Annotated in this window: 12 protein-coding genes and 1 pseudogene; 4 read left to right on the top strand and 9 right to left on the bottom strand. The window is 67.3% G+C overall.

Features of this window, described 5'->3' with window-relative positions; all coding sequences use genetic code 11:
- Positions 1–25: 25 nt before the first annotated feature.
- Positions 26–970 (bottom strand): chemotaxis protein, encoded by a 945-nt coding sequence (locus CRO39_RS12675; RefSeq protein WP_097122572.1) that lies wholly within the window; start codon positions 968–970, stop codon positions 26–28.
- 765 nt (positions 971–1735) lie between these two features.
- Here CRO39_RS12675 and flgA point away from each other — a divergent pair.
- From flgA to CRO39_RS12655, 4 genes are all read left to right on the top strand, one after another.
- Positions 1736–2404 (top strand): flagellar basal body P-ring formation chaperone FlgA, encoded by a 669-nt coding sequence (gene flgA, locus CRO39_RS12670; protein ID WP_176520209.1) that lies wholly within the window; start codon positions 1736–1738, stop codon positions 2402–2404.
- 168 nt (positions 2405–2572) lie between these two features.
- A complete protein-coding gene (gene flgM, locus CRO39_RS12665; RefSeq protein ID WP_097122326.1) occupies positions 2573–2881 on the top strand; it encodes a flagellar biosynthesis anti-sigma factor FlgM in 309 nt (102 codons plus the stop codon).
- Positions 2878–3228: a flagellar protein FlgN gene (locus CRO39_RS12660; protein WP_097122325.1), complete on the top strand. Its 351-nt coding sequence runs from the start codon at positions 2878–2880 to the stop codon at positions 3226–3228. Before flgM ends, CRO39_RS12660 begins: the two co-directional genes overlap by 4 nt.
- Positions 3229–3427: 199 nt before the next feature.
- The gene (locus CRO39_RS12655; RefSeq protein WP_097122571.1) at positions 3428–4588 is read left to right on the top strand and encodes an ATP-binding protein; all 1161 of its coding nucleotides are present in this window, start codon (positions 3428–3430) and stop codon (positions 4586–4588) included.
- Positions 4589–4735: 147 nt separating this feature from the next.
- On the opposite strand, the gene CRO39_RS12650 is transcribed toward CRO39_RS12655, so the two are convergent.
- The 8 genes and pseudogenes from CRO39_RS12650 to CRO39_RS21220 all read right to left on the bottom strand — a co-directional run.
- Positions 4736–5011, bottom strand: coding sequence for a GIY-YIG nuclease family protein (locus tag CRO39_RS12650; protein ID WP_097122324.1), 276 nt, complete (start codon positions 5009–5011; stop codon positions 4736–4738).
- Complete coding sequence (locus CRO39_RS12645; protein WP_097122323.1) at positions 4977–6713, bottom strand: EAL domain-containing protein; 1737 nt, start codon at positions 6711–6713, stop codon at positions 4977–4979. Before CRO39_RS12645 ends, CRO39_RS12650 begins: the two co-directional genes overlap by 35 nt.
- Positions 6710–7462, bottom strand: coding sequence for a sensor histidine kinase (locus CRO39_RS12640; RefSeq protein WP_097122322.1), 753 nt, complete (start codon positions 7460–7462; stop codon positions 6710–6712). Before CRO39_RS12640 ends, CRO39_RS12645 begins: the two co-directional genes overlap by 4 nt.
- A gap of 202 nt (positions 7463–7664) precedes the next feature.
- The gene (locus CRO39_RS12635) at positions 7665–8855 is read right to left on the bottom strand and encodes a methyl-accepting chemotaxis protein (protein WP_097122321.1); all 1191 of its coding nucleotides are present in this window, start codon (positions 8853–8855) and stop codon (positions 7665–7667) included.
- 220 nt (positions 8856–9075) lie between these two features.
- A complete protein-coding gene (locus CRO39_RS12630; RefSeq protein WP_097122320.1) occupies positions 9076–10149 on the bottom strand; it encodes a protein-glutamate methylesterase/protein-glutamine glutaminase in 1074 nt (357 codons plus the stop codon).
- Positions 10149–10754 carry a chemoreceptor glutamine deamidase CheD gene (cheD, locus tag CRO39_RS12625; RefSeq protein WP_097122319.1) on the bottom strand — a complete coding sequence of 202 codons (606 nt, stop codon included), beginning with the start codon at positions 10752–10754 and terminating at the stop codon, positions 10149–10151. The genes CRO39_RS12630 and cheD overlap by 1 nt, the downstream gene beginning before the upstream one ends.
- A 10-nt stretch (positions 10755–10764) precedes the next feature.
- The gene (locus tag CRO39_RS12620; protein ID WP_097122318.1) at positions 10765–11676 is read right to left on the bottom strand and encodes a CheR family methyltransferase; all 912 of its coding nucleotides are present in this window, start codon (positions 11674–11676) and stop codon (positions 10765–10767) included.
- A 90-nt stretch (positions 11677–11766) separates the two neighbouring features.
- A pseudogene (locus CRO39_RS21220) lies at positions 11767–12084 on the bottom strand (methyl-accepting chemotaxis protein); the annotation flags it as partial.

The raw sequence follows: 12084 nt of genomic DNA, 5'->3' as shown, positions 1-12084 counted from the left end.
GTTCCTCGTTCCTTCTCACTCGTTTCTAGCTTGACGCTACGACCTCGTTGAGCCGGTTGAGCACGTACTCGGCCAGTTCGTGCGGGCTGTACTTGGCGACGAAGGCGTTGGCGCCGACGCGTTCGACCATGGCGTTGTTGAACACGCCCGACAGCGAGGTATGCAGCAGCACGTACAGGTCGGCCAGGGCCGGGTGGCGCCGGATTTCCGTCGTCAGGGTATAACCGTCCATGGCCGGCATTTCGATGTCGGAGATGACCATCGCATAGCGGTCGGCCGGGTGCTCGCCGCCGGCGTGTATCTGCAAGAGGTGATCCAGCGCCTGGCGGCCGTCCGAGAGCAGGGTCGCGGTGACTCCCAGTTGCTCCAGCACGCTGCGGATCTGCGAGCGGGCGACGCGGGAGTCGTCGACCACCAGCACCTGCAGCGGCGGGGCATCGGCGGGCAAGGCCATCTCCGGCGCCAGCGGGGCGTCCATGCGGGCCTGCGAGATGTCGGCCAGCACGCTTTCCACGTCGATGACCTGGATCAGCTCGCCCTGGAAGCGCGTCACCGCGGTCAGGTAGCTGTTGTCCGCGCCCAGTTCCGGCGGCGGGTGGATGTCTTCCACCGCGATGTTGACGATGCGTTCGACGCCGCTGACCAGGAAGCCCTGGATGGAGCGGTTGAATTCGGTGACGACCAGGTAGTTGGGCGAATGTTCCGGGTTCGGGTCGCGCTCGGGATGCCTGATGCTCAGGCCCAGGTCCAGCACCGGGATCGAGCGCCCGCGCACGTCGGCCGCGCCGCTGAACTCGGCCGGCAGGCCGGGCAGTTGGAACAGCGGGGGCCGCCGCAGGACTTCCTGCACCTTGAAGACATTGACGCCAAAAAGCTGACGTCCGCCCAGCCGGAACAGCAGCAGGGCCAGCCGGTTGTGGCCGGCCAGGCGGGTACGCTGGTCGATGCGGTTCAGTAGGTCTTGGCTCATGGACAGCATATCGGCACAGGGAGGGGGCACTTGAGGGGGAGGACCTTCAGTTCCCCTTTCGGATGTCAGTGTGGGCTGGGCCAATCAGCTTCACTGCAGGAAGAGCAGCTAGCCAACGTCACGGCATCGCGAAAGCTCTATTTTTGAGAGGTTGACGTCAACAGCCAGAGCTTTCGCACCTGTCGGTGCGAGTTACTTTTCTTTGCGTGGCCAAAGAAAAGTAACCAAAAGAAAGGCCACCCGGCGGCGCGCCTTCCGCGCTGCGCGCTCCAGGTCCGCTGCGGGGCCGGGGATTTCCGGACGGGGCATCCTGCCCCTTCCGGAAACGGCGCACGTCCATGTGCGCCGCCCTGCGGGTTCTTCCCCGCCCCCTCCGCCACGCCTCAAGGGACCCAAAAAGTCAAAAGCTGAGAGCAACAGCAAGAGCTGCTGCAACGATGGACATTCAGGCTGCCCGCGCGCCAGCTTTTGCAGTTGCTTTTGCAGTTGCTTTTCAAGGGGCCCCTTGAGGTGCGGCGGGTTCTGCGGGCTAAACCCGCAGGGCGGCGCGCAGGACGCGCGCCGTTCCGGAATTCCCGCAGAGCCCGCGAACCCGGAGCGCAGCGCAGGGCGCACCGCCTGGGGTGTGCTTTCTTTGGTTACCTTTCTTTGCACAAGCAAAGAAAGTAACTCGCACCGACAGGTGCGAAAGCTTTGCTTTCCAGCAATACCGTCAAAACCCGCGTCATCCTTCATGGCACAACCCTTGCAGAACCCCCGTCGATGATCCGACGGACACACCCCATGCTGCGTATCGCCATCGCCCTGACCGCCCTGCTGGCCGCAACCGCCGTGCTGGCGGCCGACTTCCAGCCGGTGGAGTCGATCAAATCGGTCGCGCTGGCGGCGCTGCCGGCCGGCTCGGAGGCCGAGGCCACGCTGGACCCGGCGTTGCGCTTGCCGCGCTGCGCCAGTCCGCTGGCGGCACGGGTGCAGGGCTCCCATTCGGTGGAGGTCAGCTGCCCGCAGGATGCCGGCTGGCGCCTGTTCGTGCCGGTGCGGGTGCGGCGCAGCCAGACCGTGCTGGTCTTGAGCCGCGGCATCGGTGCCGGGCAGGTCATCAGCGCCGATGCCTTCGTCGCCGAAACCCGCGACGCCAGCCGCATCGTCGGCGCGGCCGTGGCCGACCCGGCGCTGGCCATCGGCCAGGTCGCGCGGCGGACGCTGAGCGCCGGCAGCGTGCTGTCGGCCGGCGATCTGGTCGCGCCGCGGCTGATCCGGCGCGGCGACAACGTGGCGCTGGTGTCGCGCCGCGGCGGCGTGGAAGTGCGCATGGCCGGCAAGGCCTTGGGCGATGCCGGCGAAAACGAGCGGGTGATGGTGGAAAACCTGTCCTCGCGCCGGGTCATCCAGGGCACCGTCGGCGCCGGCGGCGACATCTGGGTAAGCCGGTGAGGATTTTTTTTCCGGCAGGCCTAAAGTCCCGTTGCCGGCCGCCGATACCGGATGCGGACAAAGCAATCAGGCGGCGCGGCGGGATATCCGTGAATTTGTGGCCTGCGTCACTAAAGCTTCCTCCTGCAATGCCGATAACTTCATCGAACCCGTAACAGGTAGACCGACATGAGCCAGAAAATCGAAGGCACGCCGCCTGCCGCCGTGCGCAGCACCGGACCCATCGGGGGACGGGTGGCGCCTGCCGGCGGCGAGCGTTCGCGTCCGGTGGAAGCCAGCGAAGGCGGCGACAGCCTGCGCCTGACCGGCGAAGCCGCCAGTCTGCAGGCGATGCAGCGCGAACTGTCGTCGGCTTCGGCCGTCGACAACAACCGCGTGCAGGCCGTCCGCGAGGCGCTGCAGGCCGGGACCTACCAGGTCAATGCCGAGGCCATCGCCGACGGCATGCTCAGCCTGGAACGCCAGTTGGGCGCATGAGCGCAGCGCTGAACCCGTGGATCGAACGCCTGGCCGCCGCGCTTGAGCAGGAGCGGCAGGCGATTCTCGATCACGACGTCCAGGCGCTGATCCGCTCCACCGGCGACAAGCTCGAGGCATTGCGTCGGCTGGAATCGGCGATGCCGGCGGCCGATACCGAAGGGCTGGAGCCGCGCCTGGCCGAGCTGTCGCAACTCAATCACGCCAACGGCGCACTGCTGGCGCGCCGCCGCCGCGAAGTGAACTGGGCGCTGCGCCACCTGGGCCGCAGCGAAAGCAGTGGCGCCTACGATGCCCACGGGCAGACCAACCGGGTGCAGGTCTCGCGCCCGCTGGGCGTGGTCTAGAGCGTGTTATGGCCTTTGGGATGAGTGCGAAGGCCATAACACGCTCTAGGCAACGCTTGCCGGCTCCGCATCGGATGCTGATACTGGCGACGTGAATCCTCCCCGCAAATCTCCCCGTATCGCACTCAAGACGGTGGCTGTCCCCGCCCGCATCGGCGATATTCCCGCGTTCGCCGACATCCAGGCGCTGAGCGAGCTGATGGACGACGGCGTGCTGCTGTGCCGCGGCAACGGACGTCCGCTGCATGCCAACAGCGCCGCGCGGGCGCTGGTGCCGGAGACGGAAAACGCGCTGGCCGCGCTGGTGGCGCTGCTGCCGGCCGGCGCGATGGGCGCCTCGCGCATCACCGGACGCTGGAATGGCGATCTGGCCCTGACCGACGGCCGCATCCTGCAGGTTCGCGCCTACCATCACCGCCATCCGGGCGATGAAGGCTACCTGCTGATCGTTTTCCACGACATCAGCGAAGCGCATGCGCGCCAGCAGGAATTGCAGCGCCGCCACGCCCAGCTGCGGCAGACCCTGGTGCGCCTGGCCGGCACCCAGGAGCAGCTGCTGCAATCGGAGAAGATGGCTTCGATCGGCCAGTTGGCCGCCGGCGTGGCGCACGAGATCAACAATCCCATCGGCTACGTGCATTCGAATCTCGGTTCGCTGCAGGAATACCTGCACAGCCTGTTCGCGTTGATCGAAATGTACGAGCGCGCGTTGCGGGCGCCGGATCCGAAGGCGCTGCTGCCGGAAATCGACGATATGCGCGCGCGTTTCGATATCGATTTCATCAGCGGCGATCTGCCGCAGCTGATGGCCGAGTCGCGCGAGGGCATCGAGCGGGTCACCCAGATCGTGCGCAACCTGAAGGATTTTTCCTATTCCGGACGCGACGATTCCTGGAAGCTGGCCGATCTGCACGCCGGCCTGGATTCGACCATCAACATCATCTGGAACGAGCTCAAGTACAAGGTCACGCTGGAAAAACGCTACGGCAAACTGCCGCTGGTGCAATGCCTGCCGTCCGAGCTCAACCAGGTGTTCATGAACATCCTGCTCAACGCCGGCCATGCCATCGCCGAGCGCGGCAGGATTACCGTCACCACCGGCACCAGCACCGACGCCGACGAGGTATGGATCGAAATCGAGGACACCGGCGGCGGCATTCCCGAAGACATCCAGCAACGCATCTTCGACCCGTTCTTCACCACCAAGCCGGTCGGCAGCGGTACCGGTCTGGGGCTGTCGATCAGCTACGGCATCGTCAAGAAGCACAACGGCCAGATCGAGGTGCGCAGCAAGGCGGGCGAGGGCTCGTGCTTCCGCATCACCCTGCCGATCCGCCAGCACGGCCGCAGCGAAAGTTGAACCCTCTTCGCCGTTCCTTGTGGACGCGGTGCCGGCACCGCTGAGTCGCGACTGACGTCGCTCCCACAGGAAACATCGCCTCATGGCGATGGCGCCTGGGCGCCATCGCGACTTGACCAGCCATTCGGCTGTTGAAAGCCGTCGCTCCTACATGAAATAGACCAGCTTCTTCCGCTTCGGCAGTCGTTTGAGCTCCCACTCCGCGCGCGCGGCGGCGCTGTGGTCGGGATAGGCCTTGCTGGCCAGCAGGCGCAGCGGCGGGTTGGCGCGGGTGTACCTGGCGCCGGTGCCGTTGGCGTGCGCCTGGTAGCGCGCCTCCACGTTGCGGGCGATGCCGGCGTAGTACGCGCCGCCGCGGCATTCGATCAGATACAGGTACCAGGTTTTCTCAACCGTTGCTGCGATGGTGCGGCTGGCTTTCATAGGTGGTGAATGCCTGGCGGATGTGTTCGCGCAGGTCGTCGTCGTTCCAGGGCTTGGTCAGGAAACGGTAGATCTCGCCGCGGTTGATGGCCTCGGTGACGGTGGCCAGGTCGGTGTAGCCGGACAGCACCAGGCGCACGGTATCCGGATACAGCACGCGGACGCGGCCGAGGAACTCGGTGCCGCTCATGTCGGACATGCGTTGATCCGACAGGATCACCTGCACGTCGTTGGTGGCCAGCAGTTCGAAGGCGTCGCCGACGCTGCTGGCGGCCAGGATGCGGTAACCGTCGCGGCGGAACAGCCGGACCAGCGAACGCAGTATGTTTTCCTCGTCGTCCAGCAGCAGCAGGGTGCGGTCGGGCTTGGTGGCGGCGAACGCATCGCCGCGCAGATAGCGCCGGCGCAACACCGTACCGGCTTCCTCGGCCGTCATCGGCTCGCCGAACAGATGGCCCTGGAACATGTCGCAGTTGTTGCGGCGCAAAAAGCCCAGCTGGGTGTCGGTTTCCACGCCATGAGCGATCACCTTCATGCCCAGCTGATGGCCCATGGCGATGATTGCGCAGGTGATGGCGACCTCGCGGTTGCTGACCGGCACGCCCTGCACGAAGCTGCGATCGATCTTGATCTTGTCCACCGAGAAACGCATCAGCGAGTCCAGGTTGGAATCGCCCATGCCGAAATCGTCCAGGGTCAGGCGGATGCCCTCGCGGTGCAGGTTGGCCAGCGTGCGATGGACCAGGTTCATGTCCTTGGCCAGCGCGTTCTGGCGGACTTCCAGCACCACCATCTGCGGCGGGATGCCGGCGGCCTGCACCGCCTGCAGCACTTCCTCGACGAAGTCCGGCCGCAACAGCTGCAGGATGGAGACGTTGACGGCAATCTCGAAATCGTCGAAGCCCCAGTCGCGCCAGATGCGCGCTTGCTGGAAGGCTTTCTTCAGCACCCAGTCGCCTATCTGCACGATCACCCCGAGCTTCTCGGCCACATGCATGAAGCGCTCGGGCACCAGCATGCCCAGGGTGGGCGAGTACCAGCGCAACAGCGCTTCCATGCCGATCACGCGGCCGTCGTGGGCGTTGATCTGCGGCTGATAGAACAGCCGCAATTCGTCGTTGGCGGTCGCCTTGACGAGCTGCCGGGCGATGATGCTGTCGGTGCGTACGCTGATGGCCGCGCCGTGGCTGTAGAGGCGGGTGAGGTTGAGCCCCTCGTGCTTGGCCTGGTGCACCGCGCTCTCGGCGCACTGCAGCAGCCGCGATGTGTTTTCGGCGTGTTCCGGACACAGCGCCACACCGACCGTGCCGCTGAGGAACAGCGTGTACGGCAGCACCGTCATCGGCAGTTCTATCTGTTCGCGCACGAAGTCGCCGAACGCTTCCGGCGCAAGCGTGTCGGGACCGCGCGGCACCGCCACCACAAACTCGTCGCTGGCGTGCCGCCAGACGCGCGCGGCCGGCCCGGTGACCTGGTGCAGCCGTTCGCTGAGCAGGGTCAGCGCCTGATCGCCGACCTCCTCGCCCATGTTTTCGTTGATGGAGCGGAAATGATCGATGTCCACATACAACAGCATCAGCGGCGTGCCGCCATTGGCGGCGGCTTCGACCATCCGCGCCAGTTCCGGCTCGCCGGCGCCCAGCCGCGGTATTCCGGCCACGCTGAGATCGGGAAGCGTGTCGGGGGTGATGCCTGCGTTCATTCGCGGATGCTCCCGCTGCGCGCACCGGCCGGCGACGGTGCCGCATCGTCGTCCTGCCGCGCCCGGTAGGGCAGGTGCAACTGCAGCGTGGCGCTGCCGGCGCCGCTTGCGAGCCGCAGTTGTCCCCCCAGCGCTCGTACGCGTCCGCGCAGCAGCGGCAGGTCGAAACCGCCCGGGTTGCCATCGTCGCTCAGAACGCCGGCATCCTCGGTCAGCAACAGGCTGAAGCGGCCTTCGCCGGCATCGGCCAGAGTCAGCTGGATCCGGGCGGCCGGCGCATGGCGCAGGACCTGCGCCAGCGCCTGCTGGACGCTGCGGAAGCAGGCCAATGCCGGTTCCTCGTCCGGCTCCTGCGCCAGCGGCCGCAGTTGCAGCGAGACGGCGGCGGTGGCGCCAGCCAGGTGCTCGACTTCTCCGCGCAGTGCCGCTTCCAGGCCAAGGCCGCTCAGCTGCGGCGGACGCAGGCGGGTCGACAGATCGCGCAGCCGGCCGACGGTGTCGTCGGCAATGCGGATGATGTCCTGCAGATCCTGCCGGCGCTGTTCGGCGTCGGCTTCGTCCAGGGCCAGATGCGCCGACATCTTGATGGCCGATACCGCCTGGCCGATTTCGTTGTGCAGCACCCGCGCAACCGCATGGCGTTCCTGTTCCTCCACCCGGAGCGCGCGCCGCAACAGCGTTCCGTTGCCGGGCTCGGGCAGGGCGGGGGTGTCGTTGTCGGCTGCGGCTCCAGAGCGGGGCGGGACCATGAGCAGAATGAAGAACGGCTTACCAGGAAGGTCGCAGTATGCCAGTTCGCGCCGTTGCCCTGCGTTGGCGGCGCTGCCGGCAGCGGGGCCGTCGTGGCGGAAAAGCGGGCGCGCAAGCGACCGCTTGGCCGGGAACGGGTCCGGATGGGTGCCGGATTCGCAACTCGAAAAACGCGCGGGGCGCGCGTTTTTCGACAGGCTGTCAGAACAGTTCGACGGTGCCCGCACCCATGTTCTGCTGGGCGACCGGCTTGTGCGGCGGGCGTTCCCATTCGCCGCGCTGGTCGCGCAGGCGGCTGCCGATGTGGCGCAAGGCCGACAGCAGTTCGTGATCCATCGGGCCGCCGCTGCGATGCAGCAGTTCCTGCAGGGCGACCGCTTCCTGGTTGATTGCGGTCAGGCGATCCAGATGGGTGGCCGCGCTGCCCAGCGACTGGGTGGCGATATCCTCGAACTGCAACGCGCGCACGGCGTCGGCGACGCTGCTGTCGATGGCCTGGCCGCACTGCGAGATGTCGCGCATGCCATCGCCCAGCGAGGCGTTGATGGCAGCGACCTGGTTGAGCATGTTGGCCGCTTCGCCGCGCGCTTCGCGGGAACGGTCCAGGTCGCGCGAGGCCATGTGGGAGACGGTATCGCGGACCTTGGAGATGGATTCCTTGGAACTGTGCGCCAGTTTGCGGATCTGCTCGTTGAAGGCGGTGGAGCGCTCGGACAGGTTGCGCACCTCGTCGGCGACCACGGCAAAGCCGCGGCCGGCCTCGCCGGCGCGGGCGGCCTCGATGGCGGCATTCAGCGCCAGCAGGTTGGTCTGGTCGGCGATCGACTTGACGTCTTCCAGCAGCGAGAAGATGCCGTCCAGGTGCTGGGCCATCTCGTCGATGTGGTGCACGGTGGTGGTGCTCTGGCCGCTGACCTGTTCCAGCGCTTCCACCAACTGCTCCATGCGCTGGCTGGCGTTCTGCGCAAAACGCGCCACGTCCACGCCGGCGCGGTCGCCATCGCCGTTGCGGTCGATGATGCGCGAAACCGCGGCGCTCTGTTCGCGGGATTTGCGGCTCATCGCATCGAAGCTCTGGCCCAGGCCCCTGACCGCTTCGCGGATCAGCTCGCGGGCGCGGTCGATCTCGGCGCGGGAGCCGTCGATCTCGTTGCCGACGAAGCGGCGCAGTTCGGACAGCAGCGCATCCTGTTCGTGGATGACCTTGGCATGTTCGGGCGAAGGCCGTTGCGAACTGCGCACCGAGTAGAAAGCGAAAATCAGCCACGCCAGCGTCAGCGTGGTCAGGATGGCCCAGCGCGCCGGCGCCGGCCAATCGAACGCCACGGAGACCGGAAACAGCAGGGTCAGAAGGAAGGGTGCCGCCAGACGAACCAGAATGCGCGAGTACATGTGAGCTCTCTACTGAATCACGTTTCTGGTATCGGCCGCCGGCAGATTGTCTTTAGCCGAAGCGGACGGGATTTTTCGGAAGGGGATGTCGAATCGCAATGGCGACAGTCTCCAGGTGCGTGGCAATGGCGGCTGCGAATGGTCAATGCAGGTTTCCCTGTTGAAAGCCGTCGCTCCCACCGAGGAAGATCCGCAAGACATGAGGCAAGGCCGCGCGCGATCAGACCGCCTGCGCCGCCAGCGCGACCAGCCGCTCCGCGATGCGTTCCAGCGGCACGACTTCGCCGGCCGCGCCCAGGCGCACAGCGGCGCCGGGCATGCCCCAGACCACGCTGCTGGCTTCGTCCTGGACCAGGGTGTGGCCGCCGGCCTGGGAGATTTCCAGCAGGCCGCGGGCGCCGTCGTCGCCCATGCCGGTCAGGATGGCACCAATGGCGTTGGCGCCGGCGTTCAGCGCAACCGAACGGAACAGCACGTCCACCGCCGGCTTGTGGCGGTTGACCGCCGGGCCGTCGTCGATGCGGCAGCGCCAACGCGCGCCATCGCGGATCACCCGCATGTGCTGGCCGCCCGGCGGCAGGTAGGCATGGCCGGGCAGGATGGCCTCGCCATCGCTGGCTTCGCGCACCGCCATGGCCGAATGCCGGTCCAGCCGTTCGACGAACGGGCGGCTGAAGCTGGCGGGAATATGCTGGGTCAGCACGATGGCCGGCGCGTCGGCGGGCATCTGCTCCAGCACCACGCGCAGCGCTTCGGTGCCGCCGGCCGAGGCGCCGATGGCGATCAGCCGGTCGGTGGTGCGAAAGCGCAGCGAAGGCATCTTCGCCGCCGGCAGCATGGTTTCCATGCCGCTGCGCGGCGTGCCGGTCCGCGCCAGCGGGCGCACGCGCGCACGCGCGGCAGCCTTGACCTTCTCGACGATCTCGCCGGCGTAGGCCTGCAGGCCATGGACCACGTCCAGCTTGGGTTTGCTGATGAAATCCACCGCGCCCAGGGCCAGCGCCTGCAGCGTGGTATCGGCGCCGCGTTCGGTCAGCGAGGAGATCATCACCACCGGCAGCGGCCGCAGCCGCATCAGGTTTTCCAGGAACGCCAGCCCGTCCATCCGCGGCATTTCCACATCCAGGGTAATGACGTCCGGGTTGAGGCGCTTGATTTTCTCGCGCGCCAGCAGCGGGTCGGAAGCGGTACCGACCACTTCGATGCCGGGATCGCCGGCAAGGATTTCGCTCAGCAACTGGCGGACCACGGCCGAGTCGTCGACGATCAGCACCTTGCACGGGGCGACGCTCATCAGAACAGCTCCACGCCGCCGGTGACCGGCGCCTTGGACAAGCGTGCGCGGATGGCCGACTCGGCAGCCAGCACTTCGGCATCGTGGGCGTGCGGCAGCCGCTGCACCACCACCCGGCCGGTGCGCGGGAAGAACCAGACCTTGCGCGGATGGATGCCGCGCAGATCCTCGGCGGTCACCGGGATGCGTTCGGCGTCCAGGTACTGGCGGACGAACTCGGCGTTGCGGGTGCCCACAGGATTGCTGGTGAACCCCTTCAGCACGTTGGCGCCGCCGAAGACCTTGGCTTCCAGGCGGTTGCGCGCGGCGCCGCGCTTGAGCAGATCGTTGATCAACAGTTCCATCGCGAAACTGCCGTAGCGTGCCGGCGCGCCATCGCCGACATTGCCGTCGGGCAGCAGGAAATGGTTCATGCCGCCCAGCTTGAGCAGCGGATCGCGCACGCAGGCGGCCACGCAGGATCCCAGCACCGTGACCAGCGCCATGTCGCTGTCCACCACCAGGTACTGGGTGGGCAGCAGCTTGGCGGCCGGGGTCTGGAAACGCGCATCGTGATAGCGCATCACGCTGTCGTCGGCGCTGGCGCGTGCGGTCGCGGCTTTCATCGGCATGCGCTCATGCGGCGGCCCGCGCGCGCCGGTACAGCGTGCGCCCGCAGGGCTGGATGATATCGGCCGCGTGCAGGTAGTTTTCCGAATGCCCGGTGTAGAGCATGCCGTCGTCGGCCAGATGCGGCACCAGCCGGGTCAGGATGTCGCGCTGGGTCGGCTTGTCGAAATAGATCATCACGTTGCGGCAGAACACCGCCTTGTACGGCCCGCTGACGTCGTAGCGCGGCGCCAGCAGGTTCAGCGGGCGGAAGTCGATCAACCGGCGCAGGGCGGGGTTGACCCGGGCGAAACCGTCGTTGGGGCCGGTACCGCGCTGGAAATAGCGCCGGCGCAGGTCGGCGTCCAGGTTGGCGATGCGTTCCAGCGGATAGATGCCGCGCTCGCCGGTGGCCAGCACCTGGGTGTCGACGTCGGTGGCCAGGATGCGCACCGGTGGCGCCAGCGTGCCGAAGGTCTCGCAGGCGGTGATGGCGATGGAGTAGGGTTCTTCGCCGGTGGAGGCGGCGCACGACCACAGCCGGATCGGTTCCTGCCCGCCGCAGGCCTGCAATTCTTCACGCAGGCGCTCGAAGTGGTGCGGTTCGCGGAAGAAAGCGGTCAGATTGGTGGTCAGCGCATTGGTGAACGCCTGCCATTCCTCGCCGCCGTCCTGTTCCAGGCGGTCCAGATAGTCGCGGAAGCTGCGCAGCCCCAATGCGCGCAGGCGCCGCGACAGGCGGCCATAGACCATGTCGCGCTTGCCGTCGGCCAGCGCGATGCCGGCGCGGGCGCGGATCAGGTCGCAGATGCGGCGGAAGTCGCGATCGCCGAATTCGAACTCGCGTCCGCCCGGGTCGCGCGGTTCGTCGGCGGGGCGCGCCGGGGCAGCGGGCCGTCGCGGCGATGTCAGGTCGGGACTGCGGGAGGGGACGGACATCGGTTTCTCGGACGGGAAGTTGGCTGGTGCGGGCTGGTAGCCGCCGCTGCTGGCGGCTACCGGTACCGGGCGTCATGCAAGCCGCGTGCCTCAGAACTCCTGCCAGTCCTCGCCTTCGGCCAGGGCGATTTCCTCCACCGGTGCGGCGACGGGCTTGGCCGGGGTCTTCGGTCTTGCCGACGGGGCGATGGCGTGGGCGGCAGCGGCCGCAGCCGGCGCGCCGGCTGCACTGCCGGCGCCGCTTTCGAGGCGGAAGATGGCCACGGTGGCGGCCAGTGCGCCGGCCTGTTCTTCCATGGCGCGGGCGGCGGCGGAGGCTTCCTCGACCAGGGCGGCGTTCTGCTGGGTGGTTTCGTCCATCTGGGTGATGGTCTGGTTGACCTGTTCGATGCCGGCGGACTGTTCCTG

Origin of the sequence: Pseudoxanthomonas wuyuanensis (assembly GCF_900215535.1) — a bacterium.
Taxonomy (GTDB): Bacteria; Pseudomonadota; Gammaproteobacteria; order Xanthomonadales; family Xanthomonadaceae; genus Pseudoxanthomonas_A; species Pseudoxanthomonas_A wuyuanensis.
Note: the sequence above shows the minus strand (reverse complement) of the source record. Positions and strands in the feature narration are given on the sequence as shown.

Excerpts from the sequence above, each read along its gene's own strand:
- CRO39_RS12675 (WP_097122572.1), bottom strand. The coding sequence starts at position 970 with ATGAGCCAAGACCTACTGAACCGCATCGACCAGCGTACCCGCCTGGCC.
- CRO39_RS12660 (WP_097122325.1), top strand. The coding sequence starts at position 2,878 with ATGAGCGCAGCGCTGAACCCGTGGATCGAACGCCTGGCCGCCGCGCTT.
- CRO39_RS12650 (WP_097122324.1), bottom strand. The coding sequence starts at position 5,011 with ATGAAAGCCAGCCGCACCATCGCAGCAACGGTTGAGAAAACCTGGTAC.
- cheD (WP_097122319.1), bottom strand. The coding sequence starts at position 10,754 with ATGAAAGCCGCGACCGCACGCGCCAGCGCCGACGACAGCGTGATGCGC.
- CRO39_RS12635 (WP_097122321.1), bottom strand. The coding sequence starts at position 8,855 with ATGTACTCGCGCATTCTGGTTCGTCTGGCGGCACCCTTCCTTCTGACC.
- flgM (WP_097122326.1), top strand. The coding sequence starts at position 2,573 with ATGAGCCAGAAAATCGAAGGCACGCCGCCTGCCGCCGTGCGCAGCACC.
- CRO39_RS12630 (WP_097122320.1), bottom strand. The coding sequence starts at position 10,149 with ATGAGCGTCGCCCCGTGCAAGGTGCTGATCGTCGACGACTCGGCCGTG.
- CRO39_RS12645 (WP_097122323.1), bottom strand. The coding sequence starts at position 6,713 with ATGAACGCAGGCATCACCCCCGACACGCTTCCCGATCTCAGCGTGGCC.
- CRO39_RS12640 (WP_097122322.1), bottom strand. The coding sequence starts at position 7,462 with ATGGTCCCGCCCCGCTCTGGAGCCGCAGCCGACAACGACACCCCCGCC.
- CRO39_RS12620 (WP_097122318.1), bottom strand. The coding sequence starts at position 11,676 with ATGTCCGTCCCCTCCCGCAGTCCCGACCTGACATCGCCGCGACGGCCC.
- CRO39_RS12655 (WP_097122571.1), top strand. The coding sequence starts at position 3,428 with ATGGACGACGGCGTGCTGCTGTGCCGCGGCAACGGACGTCCGCTGCAT.